Source organism: Mycobacterium heidelbergense, assembly GCF_050205645.1.
Taxonomy (GTDB): Bacteria; Actinomycetota; Actinomycetes; order Mycobacteriales; family Mycobacteriaceae; genus Mycobacterium; species Mycobacterium heidelbergense_A.
Genome location: NZ_JBNMQT010000004.1, coordinates 136,537 through 153,986, shown reverse-complemented (window position 1 = coordinate 153,986; position 17,450 = coordinate 136,537). Strand labels below are relative to the sequence as shown.

The 17,450-nt window shown below is 68.3% G+C and carries 18 protein-coding genes and 1 pseudogene; 7 read left to right on the top strand and 12 right to left on the bottom strand.

What is annotated here, in order from left to right:
• Window positions 1-60 precede the first annotated feature (60 nt).
• Window positions 61-1,389 (top strand): DUF349 domain-containing protein, encoded by a 1,329-nt coding sequence (locus ACQI5H_RS05940; RefSeq protein ID WP_427078475.1) that lies wholly within the window; start codon window positions 61-63, stop codon window positions 1,387-1,389.
• On the opposite strand, the gene ACQI5H_RS05935 is transcribed toward ACQI5H_RS05940, so the two are convergent.
• The 6 genes from ACQI5H_RS05935 to ACQI5H_RS05910 all read right to left on the bottom strand — a co-directional run bounded on the left by ACQI5H_RS05935 (window position 1,386) and on the right by ACQI5H_RS05910 (window position 6,698).
• Window positions 1,386-2,015 (bottom strand): hypothetical protein, encoded by a 630-nt coding sequence (locus tag ACQI5H_RS05935; protein WP_427078474.1) that lies wholly within the window; start codon window positions 2,013-2,015, stop codon window positions 1,386-1,388. The genes ACQI5H_RS05940 and ACQI5H_RS05935 overlap by 4 nt on opposite strands.
• Window positions 2,015-3,499 carry a tRNA (N6-isopentenyl adenosine(37)-C2)-methylthiotransferase MiaB gene (gene miaB / locus ACQI5H_RS05930; protein WP_427078473.1) on the bottom strand — a complete coding sequence of 495 codons (1,485 nt, stop codon included), beginning with the start codon at window positions 3,497-3,499 and terminating at the stop codon, window positions 2,015-2,017. The genes ACQI5H_RS05935 and miaB overlap by 1 nt, the downstream gene beginning before the upstream one ends.
• Window positions 3,500-3,542: 43 nt before the next feature.
• Window positions 3,543-4,070, bottom strand: coding sequence for a recombination regulator RecX (gene recX / locus ACQI5H_RS05925; protein WP_427078472.1), 528 nt, complete (start codon window positions 4,068-4,070; stop codon window positions 3,543-3,545).
• On the bottom strand, window positions 4,042-5,091 hold the full coding sequence (gene recA / locus ACQI5H_RS05920; protein WP_427078471.1) for a recombinase RecA: 1,050 nt from the start codon (window positions 5,089-5,091) through the stop codon (window positions 4,042-4,044). Before recA ends, recX begins: the two co-directional genes overlap by 29 nt.
• Window positions 5,092-5,307: 216 nt before the next feature.
• Entirely contained in the window at window positions 5,308-5,502 is a 195-nt protein-coding gene (locus ACQI5H_RS05915) for a DUF3046 domain-containing protein (RefSeq protein WP_427078470.1), read from the bottom strand.
• 29 nt (window positions 5,503-5,531) lie between these two features.
• Complete coding sequence (locus tag ACQI5H_RS05910; protein ID WP_427078469.1) at window positions 5,532-6,698, bottom strand: glycosyltransferase; 1,167 nt, start codon at window positions 6,696-6,698, stop codon at window positions 5,532-5,534.
• Between the two features lie 53 nt (window positions 6,699-6,751).
• Here ACQI5H_RS05910 and ACQI5H_RS05905 point away from each other — a divergent pair, with 53 nt between their 5' ends.
• Window positions 6,752-7,183, top strand: coding sequence for a limonene-1,2-epoxide hydrolase (locus ACQI5H_RS05905; protein ID WP_427078468.1), 432 nt, complete (start codon window positions 6,752-6,754; stop codon window positions 7,181-7,183).
• A 4-nt stretch (window positions 7,184-7,187) separates the two neighbouring features.
• Window positions 7,188-7,586 carry a DUF5313 domain-containing protein gene (locus ACQI5H_RS05900; protein WP_427078467.1) on the top strand — a complete coding sequence of 133 codons (399 nt, stop codon included), beginning with the start codon at window positions 7,188-7,190 and terminating at the stop codon, window positions 7,584-7,586.
• Here the strand turns inward: ACQI5H_RS05900 and pspM are convergent.
• The 4 genes from pspM to pgsA all read right to left on the bottom strand — a co-directional run bounded on the left by pspM (window position 7,583) and on the right by pgsA (window position 10,387).
• A complete protein-coding gene (gene pspM / locus ACQI5H_RS05895; protein WP_427078466.1) occupies window positions 7,583-8,401 on the bottom strand; it encodes a phage shock envelope stress response protein PspM in 819 nt (272 codons plus the stop codon). The genes ACQI5H_RS05900 and pspM overlap by 4 nt on opposite strands.
• Window positions 8,402-8,419: 18 nt before the next feature.
• Window positions 8,420-9,247 carry a phage shock protein PspA gene (gene pspA / locus ACQI5H_RS05890; RefSeq protein ID WP_427078465.1) on the bottom strand — a complete coding sequence of 276 codons (828 nt, stop codon included), beginning with the start codon at window positions 9,245-9,247 and terminating at the stop codon, window positions 8,420-8,422.
• 96 nt (window positions 9,248-9,343) lie between these two features.
• Window positions 9,344-9,694, bottom strand: coding sequence for a transcriptional regulator ClgR (clgR, locus tag ACQI5H_RS05885; RefSeq protein ID WP_427078464.1), 351 nt, complete (start codon window positions 9,692-9,694; stop codon window positions 9,344-9,346).
• Between the two features lie 102 nt (window positions 9,695-9,796).
• Window positions 9,797-10,387, bottom strand: coding sequence for a CDP-diacylglycerol--glycerol-3-phosphate 3-phosphatidyltransferase (pgsA, locus tag ACQI5H_RS05880; protein WP_427078463.1), 591 nt, complete (start codon window positions 10,385-10,387; stop codon window positions 9,797-9,799).
• A 57-nt stretch (window positions 10,388-10,444) separates the two neighbouring features.
• Between pgsA and ACQI5H_RS05875 the strand changes: the two genes are divergently transcribed.
• Window positions 10,445-10,960, top strand: a complete 516-nt coding sequence (locus tag ACQI5H_RS05875; protein WP_427078462.1) for an amino-acid N-acetyltransferase — start codon at window positions 10,445-10,447, stop codon at window positions 10,958-10,960.
• Between the two features lie 13 nt (window positions 10,961-10,973).
• On the opposite strand, the pseudogene ACQI5H_RS05870 reads toward ACQI5H_RS05875, so the two are convergent.
• Window positions 10,974-13,605, bottom strand: a pseudogene (locus ACQI5H_RS05870) (DNA translocase FtsK 4TM domain-containing protein).
• Between the two features lie 11 nt (window positions 13,606-13,616).
• Between ACQI5H_RS05870 and ACQI5H_RS05865 the strand changes: the two are divergent.
• The 3 genes from ACQI5H_RS05865 to ACQI5H_RS05855 are packed head-to-tail and all read left to right on the top strand — an operon-like array spanning window position 13,617 to window position 15,654.
• A complete protein-coding gene (locus tag ACQI5H_RS05865; protein ID WP_427078461.1) occupies window positions 13,617-13,931 on the top strand; it encodes a putative quinol monooxygenase in 315 nt (104 codons plus the stop codon).
• 17 nt (window positions 13,932-13,948) lie between these two features.
• Window positions 13,949-14,770, top strand: coding sequence for a mycofactocin-coupled SDR family oxidoreductase (locus tag ACQI5H_RS05860; RefSeq protein WP_427078605.1), 822 nt, complete (start codon window positions 13,949-13,951; stop codon window positions 14,768-14,770).
• A gap of 2 nt (window positions 14,771-14,772) precedes the next feature.
• Window positions 14,773-15,654: an SAM-dependent methyltransferase gene (locus ACQI5H_RS05855; RefSeq protein WP_427078460.1), complete on the top strand. Its 882-nt coding sequence runs from the start codon at window positions 14,773-14,775 to the stop codon at window positions 15,652-15,654.
• 110 nt (window positions 15,655-15,764) lie between these two features.
• Here ACQI5H_RS05855 and ACQI5H_RS05850 read toward each other — a convergent pair whose 3' ends face one another.
• Window positions 15,765-17,441 carry a ribonuclease J gene (locus ACQI5H_RS05850; RefSeq protein ID WP_427078459.1) on the bottom strand — a complete coding sequence of 559 codons (1,677 nt, stop codon included), beginning with the start codon at window positions 17,439-17,441 and terminating at the stop codon, window positions 15,765-15,767.
• Window positions 17,442-17,450 lie beyond the last annotated feature (9 nt).

Sequence of the window (17,450 nt, the reverse complement as noted above, 5' to 3'; positions counted from 1 at the left end):
CGCGCGGCAGGCGCGCGGAACACCAACCGCGCGGTGGTGGCAAAGGGCAGGTGACGAGCGATGACGGCTGACGAGCCCCGCGGCAACGATTCACCCAAGCCGTCGCCGCGTCCGGGACCTCGGCCCGGTCCGCGCCCGACTTCGCGGCCCGCGATCCACCCGGTCGCCGTGCCTCCATCGAGCGATCCACACCAGTTCGGCCGCGTCGATGACGACGGCACCGTCTGGCTGATCAGCGCGGCGGGCGAACGTATCGTCGGCTCCTGGCAGGCCGGCGACCGCGAGGCCGCGTTCGCCCACTTCGGCCGGCGGTTCGATGACCTCGCCACCGAGATCACGCTGATGGAGGAGCGGCTGGCGTCGGGCACCGGCGATGCCCGCAAGATCAAGGCCCACGCATCCGAACTGGCCGAGACGCTGCCGACCGCGTGCGTGCTGGGTGACATCGACGCGCTAGCGAGCCGGCTGACGACGCTGCTCGAGCACGCCGGGGCGGCGGCGGCCGCCGATAAGTCGCGCCGCGAGGAGCATCGCGCCGCTCAGACCGCCCGCAAGGAGGCGCTGGCAGCCGAGGCGGAGGACCTGGCCGCCAACTCGACCCACTGGAAGATCGCCGGCGATCGGCTGCGAGCGATCCTGGACGAGTGGAAGACGATCAGCGGCCTGGACCGAAAGGTCGACGACGCGCTGTGGAAGCGCTACTCCGCGGCCCGCGAAGCCTTCAACCGGCGCCGGGGTGCTCACTTCGCCGAGCTGGACCGCGAGCGATCGGGGGTTCGGGAATCCAAGGAGCGGCTCTGCGAACGGGCCGAAGAGCTCTCCGATTCGACGGACTGGACCGCGACGAGCGCGGAATTCCGCAAGCTGCTCTCCGAATGGAAGGCGGCGGGCCGGGCCAGCAGGGACGTCGACGACGCCCTGTGGCGCCGTTTCAAAGCCGCCCAGGACACGTTTTTCACCGCGCGCAATGCCGCTGCGGCGGAAAAGGATTCGGAGTTACGGGCCAATGCCGCCGCCAAGGAGGCGCTGCTGGCCGAGGCGGAGAAGATCGACACGAGCAATCACGACGCCGCCCGGGCGGCGCTGCGATCGATCGCGGAGAAATGGGACGCGATCGGCCGAGTCCCCCGAGAGCGGTCCGCCGAGTTGGAGCGGCGGCTGCGGGCGGTCGAGAAAAAGGTGCGCGACGCCGGTGAATCGGATTGGTCCGATCCCCAGGCGCAGGCCCGCGCCGAGCAGTTCGCGACCCGTGCCGAGCAATACGAACAGCAGGCGCGCAAGGCCGAGGCGGCGGGCCGCACCAAAGAAGCCGAGGAGGCCAAAGTCAACGCCGCGCAGTGGCGGCAGTGGGCCGACGCGGCTGCCGAGGCACTGACGCGGCGGACCTAGGGACCGTCACGTTTGTCGGAGGCGTCGGTTTCGGGGGCGTTTTTGTCGAGGCTGTCCAGCAGCGTCTTCGACTGCTGCTGCGCCACGATCCGGCGCCGTTGCTCCTCGGCCGCGAGTTGCACGATGGTGCGCGCCCACACCACCCGGGCCCAGTGAAACGTCAACAGAATCACCGTGATCCAAGCCACGATCAGGCCCACACCCGGGCCGGGATGGCCGGCGGCCACGGTCTGGCGTGACCACACCGCCAGCAGACCGGCGGCACTGGCGATCCCCGTGCCCGCCAGCGCGATCCACGCCAGCGCCCAGCGCCGGGTCAGCAATGCCAGCGTCGAGAATCCGACGCCGAACACCAGCGCCAGCCAGGCGAACACCCGCAACGGCAGGCCGAGCGCGGCCGCACCCGCACCGTGGCTGGAAAACAGCACATCCCAGCCCCGCACGGCGCCGGTGTGCGGCAGGATGAACGAACCCAGCAGCACGAACACCAGGATGGCGACGACGAATGCCCTTGGGCCGGGCTCGATCTCACGCGCGACGCGGCGTTCGGCGGCCTCGATTTCGGCACGCAGGGCGTCGATGTCGGTGTGTTCCTTCTTCTCTTCTTTTCTCTGCTCTTTTTTCATCACAAGGCGCATCCAAGAGGTTCGACGGGTGCGGCGGACGGACCCACACCGGGCATGCCGAGACCGACGCCGCGCGGGCGTTGTCCCGCGGAGTCGCCGGCCCGCGTGCGGCGGTGCGTCAGCACCCCGGCGTCCGCGACGAGGTGGTGGGGTGCGGCCCCGGTGATCGCCGTGGTGACGATGTCGCCGGGCCGCACCGCGGTGTCGGCGGAAAAGTGCACCAGGCGGCCGTCGCGGGCGCGTCCGGTCATGCGCGACGTCAGCGTGTCCTTGCGTCCTTCGCCGGTGGCCACGAGCAACTCGACGGTCTGCCCGATCAGCGCGCGGTTGCCCTCCAGCGAGATCTGCTCCTGCAGCTCGACGAGGCGCTCGTAGCGTTCCTGCACAACGTGTTTCGGGATCTGGCCGTCGAGTTCGGCGGCCGGCGTGCCGGGCCGCTTGGAGTACTGGAACGTGAACGCAGCCGCGAACCGTGCCTGCCGCACCACATCGAGTGTGGCCGCGAAATCCTCTTCGGTCTCGCCGGGAAATCCGACGATCAGGTCGGTGGTGATGGCCGCGTGCGGCATCGCCGCCCGAACCCGGTCGATGATGCCGAGATAACGCTCGGCCCGGTACGAGCGCCGCATCGCGCGCAGCACGCGGTCGGATCCGGACTGCAGCGGCATGTGTAGCGCCGGGCATACGTTGGGCGTCTGCGCCATCGCCTCGATGACGTCGTCGGTGAATTCGGCCGGATGCGGGGAGGTGAACCGGACGCGTTCCAGCCCGTCGATTTCTCCGCAGGCGCGCAGCAGCTCGGCGAAGGCGCCACGATTCCGCGGCAGCTCGGGGTCGGCGAAGGAAACCCCATAGGCGTTGACGTTCTGGCCGAGCAGCGTGACTTCGAGCACGCCGTCGTCCACCAGCGACCTCACCTCGGCAAGGATGTCGTCCGGACTGCGGTCGACCTCCTTGCCGCGCAGCGAGGGGACGATGCAGAAGGTGCAGCTATTGTTGCACCCGACGGAGATGGAAACCCAAGCGGCGTAGGCGGATTCGCGGGCGCTGGGCAGCGATGACGGAAACTGCTGCAGCGCCTCGGCGATCTCCACCTGGGCAACCTTGTTGTGCCGGGCGCGGTCGAGCAGCGTGGGCAAGGATCCGATGTTGTGCGTGCCGAAGACGACATCGACCCATGGGGCCTTGCGCAGCACGGCGTCCCGGTCCTTTTGGGCTAGGCAGCCGCCGACCGCGATCTGCATATCGGGATTGCCACGTTTGCGCGGCGCCAAATGGCTCAGGTTGCCATACAGCTTGTTGTCGGCGTTCTCGCGCACGGCGCAGGTGTTGAACACCACCACGTCGGCGTCGGCTCCGTCGGCCGCGCGCCGGTAGCCGGCGGCCTCGAGCAGCCCGGCCAGCCGTTCGGAATCGTGGACGTTCATCTGACAGCCGTAGGTGCGCACCTGGTAGGTACGCCCCGGAGCCACCGTCGAAGTCACGGGGCCATGGTACGGCGACCGCTCCCACCGGATTAATCCGCAGCTACACCCGCCGGCGTTCCCGTTCGGCGGCCAGCTCGGCAAAGACGACCTCGCAGGCCAGGTTCTGGTTGTAGCCACGCCGCGCCAGCATCCCGACCAGCCTGCGGCTCACCTTTGTGTCGTCGCTTGTGTCGTCGTCGCCCAGCGTCTCCCGCCGCAGCCTGGCCCGCACCAGCTGCTCGGCCCGATCGCGTTCGGCGCCGGTGTCGATGCCGGCCAGCACCGCGGTGATCACGTCGTTGTCGACGCCCTTGGTGTGCAGCTCGGCGGCCAGCGCGCGCTTGCTCTTGCCCGTGTTGGTCCGCCGGGAATGCACCCACTGCCGGGCGAAGTCAGTGTCGTCGACCAGGCCGACGCTCGCCAGCCGGTCCAACACCCGAGCGCTGACGTCGTCGGGATATCCGCGTCTGGCCAGCTGGCCGGACAGCTCGGCCCGCGTACGCGACCTCGCGGTGAGCAGGCGCAGGCACAACGCCCGCGCCTGCTCCTCGCGAGAGGGCTCAGAAGTCGACGGGAGCGGGGAGGACATCACCGGTGGGGTCATCGGTCACGACCGCGCCAATGCCGAGCTTTTCTTTGATCTTCTTCTCGATCTCGTTGGCAATGTCGGCATTTTCCATCAGGAAGGTGCGGACGTTCTCCTTACCCTGGCCGAGCTGCTCGCCCTCGTAGGTGAACCAGGAGCCGGATTTGCGGATGAAGCCCTGATCCACACCCATGTCGATCAGCGAACCCTCCCGGCTGATCCCCCGGCCGTAGAGGATGTCGAACTCGGCCTGCTTGAACGGCGGCGCCACCTTGTTCTTGACGACCTTGACCCGGGTGCGGTTACCGACCGCATTGGTGCCGTCCTTGAGCGTCTCGATCCGGCGCACGTCCATGCGCACCGACGCGTAGAACTTCAAAGCCTTTCCACCCGTGGTGGTTTCGGGACTGCCGAACATCACCCCGATCTTCTCGCGGAGCTGGTTGATGAAGATCGCCGTGGTTCCCGAATTGTTCAGCGCGCCAGTCATTTTCCGCAGCGCCTGGCTCATCAGCCGGGCCTGCAACCCGACGTGGCTGTCGCCCATCTCGCCTTCGAGTTCCGCGCGCGGCACCAGGGCCGCGACCGAGTCGATGACCAGGATGTCCAGCGCGCCGGAGCGGATCAGCATGTCGGCGATCTCCAGCGCCTGCTCACCGGTATCGGGCTGGCTGACCAGCAGCGAATCGGTGTCGACGCCGAGCTTCTTGGCGTAGTCGGGATCCAGGGCGTGCTCGGCGTCGATGAACGCCGCGACGCCGCCGGCGGCCTGGGCGTTGGCCACCGCGTGCAGTGCGACGGTGGTCTTACCCGAGGACTCCGGGCCGTAGATCTCCACGACCCTGCCACGTGGCAGGCCGCCGATGCCCAGGGCCACGTCCAGTGCGATGGATCCGGTCGGGATGATCGAGATCGGCTGACGCGTCTCGTCGCCGAGACGCATCACCGAGCCTTTGCCGTAGCTCTTTTCGATCTGGGCCATCGCCAGGTCGAGAGCCTTCTCGCGGTCGGGGGCTTGCGTCATGGTGCCTCTCCTATAGTCGGTGTGTTCGGTGACCGGTATCGGTCGGTTGGCCGTGACACTAGAGATGGCCACTGACAAGTCGACATCTCCGAACGCTCACACATTAGCCGAACACCTGTTCGATTCAAGGTAGACACGCCGAGTGTGCGTTCGCGGCGGCGAGTGTGCGAGTAGGGCGCCCTGGACGCACCCTCGCTCACGAGTAAGCGGGGAACTTCACCACTGGTCGCGGGGCACGTCGAAGTCGACGCACAACGCCCGCCAGATGTCGCGCGGATCGACGCCATCCTCGATGGCCTGGGCCGCGGTGCGGCCGTCGAACCCGGTCAACACGTGATCCATCAGCACCGATGCGCCGTACGCGGCGCCGAAGCGCAACACAACCCGTTCGTTGAACTCCGTCAGCCGCACGCCAGCCAACATACTGGGCGGCCGGCGCATCACCCCGCGAGAGCCAGCGCTTCGTGGCACACCCGCACCGGGTCGGCGACCTCGTCGATGCCGGCGGCGGCCGCGCGGGCGGCCACGCGGTAGCGGGGCGTGGACAGCACGTCCTTCGTCGCGGCCACCAGCGCGTCGGCGGTCAGCGGCCGGACCAGCCGCGCGCTGCCCTGACGCACCACCCGATTGGCCATCTCCCACTGGTCTCCCCCGCCGGGAACCACCACCAGGGGCACCCCGGCGAGCAGCGTCTTGGCCACCATCCCGTGACCGCCACCGCAGATCACCACGTCGGCGTGCGTCAACAGCTCGGCCTGGCGTCCCAGCCCCACCACCGCCCACCGAGGCACGGCCAGATCCGGTCCGCCCAGCCGCGACACCACCAACCGCGACCCCGCCGGCAGCGTGTCGCCCGGCGTCAGGTGGCGCAGCGCGACGTCGGTCAACCCGGCGGTCCCGGTCGCCGCGGTCGACGGCGCGACCACCACCACCGGCCCGGAGCCCGCCGGGACCTCGAGCACCCGGTCGGTCGGCTCGAAGTGCAACGGGCCGACCACCACGGCCTCGTCCGGCCAGTCCGGACGAGGCACCTCCAGCGCGGGCAGCGTGGCGATCAGCCGTCGCAGCGGCCCGGGATCGACGGCGGGCAGCCCGATCTGCAACCGGACGGCGGCGCGCTGCTTGACCCCGGCCCGCCAGGAGCGCGCGGTCAGCGCGCGCATCGTGGCGTCGCGCAGCCGGCCGCGGATGCCGGTGCCCGGCGCGAGCCCGCTGCCTATCGGCGGCAAACCCTTGGACGGCAGGTATAGCGGATGCGGGTTGAGCTCGACCCACGGAATGTCCAACAGCTCGGCGGCCATGCCGCCGCCCGCGGTGATGACATCGGATACCACCAGGTCGGGCGCCAGCTCGCGCAGGGCGGGCACGTTGAGCTCTGCCATCCGCGCCGCGCGCCCATGGATTCTGGCCCCGGCGTCGACGTCGTCGTCGGTGGCGGCGAGCCCGTCCAGCGCGACCGCGTCGATCCCGGCGCCGCGGGCGGTGGCGATCCATTCCTCACCGGTGAACAGGGTGGGCTCGTCGCCGGCCTCGCGGAAGCGCAGGCACAGCGCAATCGCCGGAAACGAGTGCCCGGGATCCGGCCCGGCGACGACGGCGACGCGCATCAGCCCTACCCTGCCACAGCGCCGGACGCGCCGACTCGCCTACGCTGGCAGCCATGACCGAGCCGACTGGGACGGCCGTCGCGAACACCAGGACGGTCGAAGGTTTCCTGAATGCCTTGCAGGACGCGGATTACGAGACCGCGGAGGCGTCGTTGGACGACAATCTCGTCTACGAGAACGTCGGACTGCCAACGATCCATGGCCGCGCCAGAGCGATGAAGCTGTTCCGGCAAATGGACGGGCGCGCCGCGTTCGAGGTGAAGATCCACCGCATCGCCGCCGACGGGGCCGCGGTGCTCACCGAACGTAGCGACGCGCTGATCTTCGGTCCGCTGCGGCTTCAGTTCTGGGTCTGCGGCGTGTTCGAGGTGCACGACGGGCGAATCACCCTGTGGCGCGACTACTTTGACTTCTTCGACATGCTCAAGGCCACGGCGCGGGGGCTGGTCGCGCTGGTAATACCGTCGCTCAAAGCATCGTTCTGAGGCCATGGCCAACGACAGCGTCCGCTCCAAGCCCAACGCCCTGCAGTACATCCGCTACTGCTACGGGCGCCGACTACCCGACTCGATGCGGGATTGGGTGCGCAACGACCTGGCCGGCAAGGGCGCCGTCGCGCGGATGATGATCCGCGTCGCGGTGCCGGCGGTGTTGGTGCTCATACCGTTCTGGTTCATCCCGACGACGCTCGACGTCCATCTGAGCATGACGCTGCCGATCCTCATTCCGTTCGTGTATTTCTCGCACGCGCTCAACAAGGTGTGGCGCCGGCACATGCTGGCGGTGCACGGCCTTGATCCCGGGCTCGTCGACGAACGCGCCCGAGCCCGCGACGCCCACATCCACCAGGCCTACATCGAACGCTACGGCCCGCGACCGGAAGACTAGCGGCGCTGCAGTCCGCCGAGTTCGTCGAACGCCTGCGCCCAGCCGTGGAGACGATCCGTCGCGCCGACCAACTCGTCCCGGTAGCGTTGCTGCGACGCGGCCAGCACTCCCCCGGAATCGCCGTTGGCGAACGACACCAATTGCGCTGCGGCGGTGACCATTTCATTGTATTGACGGACGCCGGCGCTCAGCTGCGCGGTGAACGCATTGATGGTGGGCACCAGATACGAGCGTGACGACTCCGAATAGTGCACCGCCCGCTCCATGGACACCACCTCGGCCGCGGTGGAAGCCATCGCCGCCGAGGTCTTGTTCGCCGCCGCGGTCAGGTCGCGGATTTCGTCCGCGGGCAACATGGCGCCCCGCTCGATCACACCCAGCAGCGAGAAGAACCCGCGTTCCGAGGCGCCCAGCGCGTACATCGCCGGTCGCGCGGCCGAACCGGGCGGCGGCAGCCTGCGGGCGTTGGCGGGCCGGCTCGCCGGCAGTGGCTCGGATCGCAGCCAGCGGTAGCGAAGCAGCAACAACGTCGCCGGAATCACCAGAACGACCGCGATGGCCCCGGTGATCTCCAGCAGCAACGCGAACCAGCCCCAGGCCGCGAGGACGGCCGTCACCACCGCCCAGAACACGCAGCCGGCGGCGAATATCAAGCCCCACCGCAGCGCGCGGCGGCGGCGTCGCAGCAGCCGGGCGCGTGGGTCCGCGGCGGCGCTGATCTTCCGGGCCACCAGGTCGGAAAGGTCGGCGGCGGTGTCCAGCCCCCACTGCAACAACGCGCGCCAGGAGCCGCGCCCGGTCGCGTTCACCGACATCGTGGGACCCTTCCGGGTTTAGGACTGACCGAAGGGCTTCTCGGCGGCTTGCCCGCCGGTCTCGGCGGGGGCGGGAGTGGCCGGGCTGGCTTCCGGCGCGGCAGTCGAGCCCGTCGGCAGGGCTTCGCCACGCATCGACGCGCGGATCTGCTCCAGCCGGGAGTGACCGGCCATCTGCACACCGGCCTGCTCGACTTCGAGCATCCGCCCCTGCACGGAACCCTGCGCAAGCTCGGCCGCGCCCACCGCGTTGGCGTAGCGGCGTTCGATCTTGTCGCGTACCTCTTCGAGGCTCGGCGTGTTGCCGGGGGCGGCGATCTCGCTCATCGACCGCAGCGACGCGCTGACCTGCTCCTGCATCTTCGCCTGCTCGAGCTGGCTGAGCAGCTTGGTGCGTTCGGCGATCTTCTGCTGCAGCACCATCGAGTTCTGTTCGACGGCCTTCTTGGCCTGTGCCGCCGCCTGCAGCGCCTGGTCGTGCAGCGTCTTGAGGTCTTCGACGCTCTGCTCGGCGGTCACCAGCTGGGCCGCGAACGCCTCGGCCGCGTTGTTGTACTCGGTGGCCTTGGCGGTGTCTCCGGACGACGTGGCCTGGTCGGCCAGGGTCAGGGCCTGGCGCACATTGACCTGCAGTTTTTCGATGTCCGCCAGCTGCCGGTTGAGCCGCATCTCCAGCTGACGCTGGTTGCCGATCACCTGGGCGGCCTGCTGCGTCAGGGCCTGATGGGTGCGCTGCGCTTCCTCGATGGCCTGCTGAATCTGGACTTTGGGGTCGGCGTGCTCGTCAATTTTCGCGTTGAACAACGCCATGACGTACTTCCACGCTTTGACGAACGGATTGGCCATTGCTTAGCTCCGCCTTCGCTACTTGTGGGCCCGGTGGGCCTTGGGTAGAGCCCTGCTGGGCTCGTGCTCACCCTGCCGCTCAATTTAGTGGCGAGCTCAGGCCACCGCCAGAGACGCCACCGGCGGAATGACGACCTTGGTGCCGGGGTCGATGGTGGAACCGCTTGCCACGGCGGTCGGCTCACCAGTCGGCTCGCTGTGCACGGCGCGTTCCTCGCCCGCCATCCGCTCCCCGGCGTCGGTGAGGACCGTCGACAGCGGGACCTCCAACGCATCGCAGATCGCGTTGAGCAGCTCGCTGGAGGGCTCCTTGCGGCCGCGCTCCACTTCGGACAGGTACCCGAGGCTCACCCGAGCCGCATCTGACACCTCGCGCAACGTCCGTCCCTGCGTCGTCCGGGCCAGGCGCAACACGTCGCCGATGACCTCGCGCACCAATGGCGGCATTCCCGCTCTCCTTTGTCCCGGTTCATTCCAGTCAGGCCTGCTCGACACGAGCTCACTAGGTCAACGCCGGCACCGGTGGCCTAGTTCCCAATCAGTTCCCGCTCAGCCCGTCGTCTGGCGAACTGCCCTGACGGTCGACGCCACGTAGTCGATGCCCGTCACCACGGTGAGCACGATCGCCGCCGCCATCACCACTGAAGCCACCACCAGGAACGGTCCCGAGAGCGGTAGCACGAACAACCCGATCGCCAGCGCCTGCACCACGGTCTTGACCTTGCCGCCCCAGCTGGCCGGAATGACGCCGCGACGAATCACCGCCAACCGCAACAGGGTCACCCCGACCTCGCGAGTCAGGATGACCACGGTGACCCACCACGGGAGGTCCCCAAGCATCGACAATCCGATCACCGCCGACCCGATCAGCGTCTTGTCGGCGACCGGATCGACGAACGCGCCGAATTCGGTCGCCATACCGTAGTTGCGGGCCAGCAGGCCGTCCAGCCGGTCGGTGATCATGGCGATCGTGAAAATCACGAAAGCGACTATGCGCCCGACGATTTGGTGGCCATCCCCGGCGAACAGCGCGAGCAAAAAGATCGGGACCAGCACCAGCCGCAACAACGTGAGGATGTTCGCGAGATTGGCGATCCGGGCACGCCGCACCAACGGAGGTGTTTGCGGCTGCCCCGACACGGCAACAGAATAACGGTTGACCAGCGCAGGCGTCCCCAATGTCAATACTGTTGACCCGTGACCGAAAGCCAACAGGATCGCCAACCGGTGGTCCGGCGCGCGCGAACATCCGATGTGCCCGCGATCAAACAACTCGTCGACACCTACTCAGGAAAGATCCTGCTGGAAAAGAACCTGGTGACGCTCTACGAGGCCGTTCAGGAGTTCTGGGTGGCCGAACTCGCGGGAGAGGTGGTGGGTTGCGGGGCGCTGCACGTGTTGTGGTCCGACCTCGGCGAGATCCGCACCGTCGCCGTCGACCCGGCGGCGACCGGGCGCGGCGTCGGCCACGCGATCGTCAACCGGCTGCTCGAAGTCGCCCGCGAACTGCAGTTGCAGCGGCTGTTCGTGCTGACCTTCGAAACCGAGTTCTTCGGCAAGCACGGGTTCAGCGAGATCGAGGGCACGCCGGTCACCGCCGAGGTGTTCGAGGAGATGTGCCGCTCCTACGACATCGGTGTCGCCGAATTCCTGGACCTGAGCTACGTCAAGCCGAACATCCTGGGCAATACCCGGATGCTGCTGCTGCTCTGATTACTCGCCGGGCTCACTCGTCTTGGAGGTCGGATCCGCCCGCGGAGCCCCGGATCGCGGTCAACGTCGCCGCCAGCTCGTCGGGCTTGACCAGCACGTCACGCGCCTTGGATCCCTCGCTGGGCCCCACGATGCCGCGCGTCTCCATCAGGTCCATCAGGCGGCCCGCCTTGGCGAAGCCGACGCGCAGCTTGCGCTGCAGCATCGAGGTGGAGCCGAATTGGCTGGACACCACCAGCTCGACGGCCTGCAGGAACACGTCCATGTCGTCGCCGATGTCCGGGTCGACGTCGGTGCGCTCGCTGGTGGGCTTGGCCGTGGTCACCCCGTCGGTGTATTCGGGTTCGGCCTGATCCTTGCAGGCGGCGACGACGGCGTGGATCTCCTCGTCGGTGATGTACGCCCCCTGCAACCGCAGGGGCTTGCTGGCGCCCATCGGCAGGAACAGGCCGTCGCCCATCCCGATCAGCTTCTCCGCGCCCGCCTGGTCCAGGATCACCCGGCTGTCGGTGAGCGACGACGTCGCGAACGACAGCCGGGCCGGCACGTTGGTCTTGATGAGCCCGGTCACCACGTCCACCGACGGCCGCTGGGTGGCCAGCACCAGGTGGATGCCCGCGGCCCGGGCCTTCTGGGTGATCCGCACGATAGCGTCCTCGACGTCGCGCGGCGACGTCATCATCAGGTCGGCCAGCTCGTCGACGATCGCCACGACATACGGGTACGGGCGGTACTCCCGCTGGCTGCCCAGCGGCGTCGTGATGGCACCCGATCGCACCTTGGCGTTGAAGTCGTCGATGTGACGCACCCGCGACGCCTGCATGTCCTGGTAGCGCTGTTCCATCTCCTCGACCAGCCACGCCAGCGCGGCCGCGGCCTTCTTCGGCTGCGTGATGATCGGGGTGATCAGATGCGGAATGCCTTCGTACGGCGTCAGTTCCACCATCTTCGGGTCGATCAGGATCATCCTGACCTCCTCCGGGGTGGCCCGGGTCAACAGCGATACCAGCATGGAGTTGACGAAGCTCGACTTGCCGGAACCCGTGGAGCCGGCCACCAGCAGGTGCGGCATCTTGGCCAGGTTGGCCGAGATGAAATCGCCCTCGATGTCCTTGCCCAGCCCGATCACCAGCGGGTGGTGGTCGCGGCGGGTCGACGGCGCGGTGAGCACGTCGGCCAGGCGCACCATTTCGCGATCGGTGTTGGGCACCTCGATGCCGACGGCCGACTTGCCGGGGATCGGCGCCAGCATGCGGACGCTCTCGGTGGCCACGGCGTAGGCGATGTTCTTCTGCAGCGCGGTGATCTTCTCCACCTTGACGCCGGGGCCCAGCTCGACCTCGTAGCGCGTCACGGTGGGGCCGCGGGTGCAGCCGGTGACGGCCGCGTCGACCTTGAACTGCGTGAGCACCTCGCCGATCGCGGTGGCCATCTGGTTGTTGGCCGCGCTGCGCTTTTTGGGGGGATCGCCGGTGACCAGCAGGTCCAGGGACGGCAGCGTGTAGGGGCCCTCGACGACGCGGTCGGTGACCTGGGGCTGCTTGCGGGAGCCGCGGCGGGCGCGCGCTTTGGCGGGTTCGAAGGCCGGTTCGGGCACCGTGGGGGTTTCGTCGTACACGTCGTCGCCGGCGCCCTCCGACGACCATGCCTGTGCTTCTGGGTCGAACGGTGGCTCGTCGTTGTCGAACTGGTCGTCGAACTCGTCGGCGTAGTCATAGGCGGACTCGTCGTAGTCACCGTCGTCGTCGATCAGCCGGGTGCCGAACGTGGCCCGAATCATGTCGGGCAATTCGCGGATGGTGGTCCCGGTCAGGAGCAACAGGCCGAACATGAAGCCGATGAACAACAGCGGCGCGGCGATCCAGGCCGTCAGGCCGTCCGACAACGGACCACCGATGGCGAAGCCGATGAATCCCGCTGCGCGCCTGCGCAATTCGGGATCCTGCGGGGAGCCGGACCACAGGTGGCGCAGGCCGAGGACCGACAGGGCGATCAGACTCGCGCCGAGTATCAGCCTGGGCCGCGCATCGGGGTTGGGCTGGGTGCGCATCAGCGCCACCGCGACGCCGCCCAGGACCACCGGCAGCGCCAGGACGGCCGACCCGATGAACGTCCGGAGCACCACGTCGACCCACGCGCCGATCGGCCGGGCGGCGTCGAACCACGAGCTGGCGGCGACGACGACGGCCAGACCGAGCAGAACCAGCGCGATGCCGTCACGGCGATGCCCCGCGTCGATGTCGCGGGCCCGCCCAATCGACCGCGCCGCGCCGCCGGTGCCGCGCGCCGCCATCAACCAGGTGGCGCGCATGGCCCGGCCGCAGGTCAGCCCCGCGGCGACCAGCACCGACGGGTTGCGCCGTTTGGCGGGTCTACCCGGCCGCCGGCGGGGTGCGGCTGGTCGCGCACTTCGGGACCTGCCCCGCGAAGGGGCCTTTGACCTGCTCGTTCGGCTTCGTGAGCGGGCCGCGGTCTTACTAGCCATGGTGGCCAGGGTAGTCGTAAAGACATCATCTGCACCACCCGCCACACTGGTAACGGCGATCCTCTCCGATCCGCTCCCTCGGGCGCCGCAGCGGCCCCCGGAACGCGTGGGTAGGGTGACGAACGGTGATCAAAGTCACGCCGCTCCCCGCCCTGCCCAGGAGGCCCTAGCATGCCCGTCGTCGTCGTCGCCACCATGACCGTCAAACCCGAATCGGTCGACACCGTCCGCGACATCCTCACCAGCGCCGTCGAAGAGGTGCACGACGAGCCGGGCTGCCAGTTGTACTCGCTGCACGAAACGGGTGAGACGTTCGTGTTCGTCGAGCAATGGGCCGACCCCGAGGCGCTCAAGGCGCACAGCACCGCCCCCGCCATCGGCAAGATGTTCGCGGCGGCCGGCGAGCACCTGGCCGGGGCGCCGGACATCAAGATGCTGCAGCCGGTGCCCGCGGGCGATCCGGACAAAGGGCAACTGCGCAAGTGACCGGCGCGGGCCGGCCCCTGGAGGGCCCACTGACGGGCAGGGTCGCGCTCATCACCGGCGCCGCGCGCGGTCAGGGCCGCGCGCATGCGGTACGGCTGGCCGCCGACGGCGCGAATGTGATCGCGGTAGACCTGTGCGCGCAGATCGACAGTGTCCCCTATCCGCTGGCCACCCCGCAGGATCTGGCGGACACCGTCAAGCTCGTCGAGGACATCGGGGCGCGCATCGTCGCCAGACAGGGCGATGTCCGCGATCGCGAATCGCTTTCGGCCGCAGTGCAGGCCGGCCTTGACGAGTTCGGCCGCCTCGACATCGTGGTGGCCAACGCCGGCATCGCCCCCATGCAGTCCGGCGGCGACGGCTGGCGCGACGTCATCGATGTCAACCTCACCGGCGTGCACCACACCGTTGAGGCCGCGATACCGACGATGATCTCCCAGGGCAGCGGCGGTTCGATCGTGCTGATCAGTTCGGCCGCCGGCCTCGCCGGCATCGGCAGTGCCGACCCCGGCTCCATCGGCTACGCCGCGGCCAAACACGGTATGGTCGGGTTGATGCGTGTATACGCCAATTTGCTTGCCCGCCACAATATCCGGGTTAACTCGATACATCCGTCCGGTGTCGACACCCCGATGATCAACAACGAGCACACCCGGCGGTGGCTCGCCGACCTCGTCGCGCAGTCCGATTCACCGCCGGACATGGGCAATGCGCTGCCGGTGCAGGTGTTGGCGCCCGCCGACATCGCCGACGCGGTGGCGTGGCTGGTGTCCGATCAGGCTCGCTACCTCACCGGCGTCGCGTTGCCGGTAGATGCCGGCTACTTGAACAAGCGATAGTCATGGCGCGAAACCCCGTGGCGCAGACCGCCTTCGGCCCGATGGTATTGGCGGCCGTGGAACAGAACGAACTGCCCGGGCAGCGGCTGGTCGACGACGATCTCGCGGGCCTATTCCTGCCGGCTCCGCTGCGCTGGCTCGTCGCCGCCACCCGCGCCGCCCCGATCCGCCGCCTGATGATCCGTGGATCGGAGTTCACCGGCCCCGGGTTGTGGGTGAACATGGCCTGCCGCAAGCGTTTCATCGCCGACAAGCTTGCCGAAGCGCTCAGTGACAACCAGGCCATCGACGCCGTCGTCATCCTCGGCGCCGGATTGGACACCCGCCCCTACCGGCTGACGCGGCGGGTGCGGATGCCGGTCTTCGAGGTGGACCTGCCGGTCAACATCGCCCGCAAGGCCAAGACGGTCCGGCGGGTGCTTGGCGAGCCGCCGCTGTCGGTTCGGTTGGTGGCACTGGACTTCGAGCGCGATGACCTGCTCACGTCGTTGGCCGAGCACGGCTATCGCACGGATTACCGTGCCTTCTTCATCTGCGAGGGCGTCACCCAGTACCTCACCGAAGACGGTGTCCGGCGAACCCTCGAGGGACTGCGCGCGGCGGCGCCGGGCAGCCGATTCGTGTTCACCTATGTCCGGCGGGACTTCATCGACGGGACGAACCTGTACGGCACCCGGACGCTGTACCGCAATGTCCGCGAGCGTCATCAGCTTTGGCACTTCGGTCTGCAGCCCGACGACGTCGCCGCGTTCATAGGCGAATACGGGTGGCGGCTGGTGGAGCAGGCCGGGCCGGACGAATTCGTCCAGCGCTACGTGGAGCCCACCGGCCGCAAGCTCCCGGCATCACAGCTGGAGTGGTCGGTGTACGCGGAGAAGCTCTAGACGGAGAAGATCCAGCCGCGACACATAAACGTCTGCGACGACACGCCGAGGAACGCCGCAGCAGTTTATATTTCGCGGTTATGTTTCGCGGGTATATTTCGCGGGCGCCGCTAGACCTCGATGACGGTCGGCACGATCATCGGCTGGCGGCGATAGGTTTCGCCCACCCATTTGCCGACGGTGCGGCGCACCGCCTGCGCGATGCGGGTCGGGTCGGTCACGTCGGCGGCAACCAGCGATTCCAGCTCCGCCTCCACCTTGCGGGCGGCGGGCTCGAGTGCCTTGGGATCCTCGGAGAATCCGCGCGAATGTAGTTGCGGCGCCGCCACCGGACGCCCCGTGCCGCGCTTGACCACCACAGTCACGGCGACGAAACCCGAAGACAGAATGAGCCGTTCGCCCAGGGTGATGTCGCCGACATCGCCGGTGATCAGACCGTCGACGAACATCTGGCCCACCGGCACCGCGCCCGCGATGGAAGCCTTGCCCGCCACCAGGTCGACGCTGACGCCGTTCTCGGCCAACAGGATCGACTCCGGCGGCACGCCGGCGCGCGCCGCCAGCTTGGCATTGGCGCGCAGCATGCGCCAGGTGCCGTGGACCGGCATCACGTTGCGCGGCCGCACCCCGTTGTACAGGAACAACAGCTCGCCGGCGTAGGCATGGCCCGAAACATGAACTCGCACTTGCTGATTGGTGACCACCCGGGCCCCGATCTTGGCCAGCGAGTCGATGACACCGTAGACGGCTTCCTCGTTGCCCGGGATCAGCGACGACGACAGGATGATCAGGTCACCGGCGGTCAGCGTGATGCTGCGATGCTCGCCGCGTGACATCCGCGACAACGCCGACATCGGCTCGCCCTGGGTGCCGGTGGTGATCAGCACAACCTGGTCGGGCGCCATCATCTCGGCAGCGGAGATGTCGATTACGTCGGAATCGTCCACCCGCAGGAAGCCCAGCTCGCGGGCGATGCCCATGTTGCGCACCATGGATCGCCCGACGAACGACACCCGCCGCCCAAGGGCCACCGCGGCGTCGATGATCTGTTGCACCCGATCCACGTTGGAGGCGAAACAGGCCACGATGACCCGCCCGTCGGCGCCCCTGATCAGGCGGTGCAGGGTCGGACCGACTTCGCTTTCCGACGGCCCGACGCCGGGTATCTCGGAGTTGGTCGAGTCACACAAGAAAAGGTCCACGCCCGCGTCGCCGAGCCGGGACATGCCGGGAAGGTCGGTGGGGCGGCCGTCCAGCGGCAGCTGGTCGAGCTTGATGTCGCCGGTGTGCAGGACGGTTCCCGCGCCGGTGTAGACCGCGATGGCCAGCGCGTCGGGGATGGAGTGGTTGACGGCGAAGTATTCGCACTCGAAGACCCCGTGCCGGGTGCTTTGCCCCTCTTTGACCTCGACGAAGGCCGGCTTGATGCGGTGCTCGCGGCATTTTGCGGCGACCAGCGCCAGCGTGAACTTCGAGCCGACGACGGGGATGTCGGGCCGCAGCTTGAGCAGAAAAGGGATCGCGCCGATGTGGTCTTCGTGCGCATGGGTCAGCACCAGCGCCTCGATGTCGTCGAGCCGGTCTTCGATGTGGCGCAGGTCCGGCAGGATCAGGTCGACGCCGGGCTCGTCGTGGGTGGGAAACATCACGCCGCAGTCGATGATCAGCAGTCGGCCCAGGTGCTCGAAAACCGTCATGTTGCGGCCGATTTCGCTGATGCCGCCCAGCGCGGTGACCCGCAGCCCACCCGTGGTCAGCGGACCTGGTGGGCTGAGGTCTACATCCACTTGCGGGCC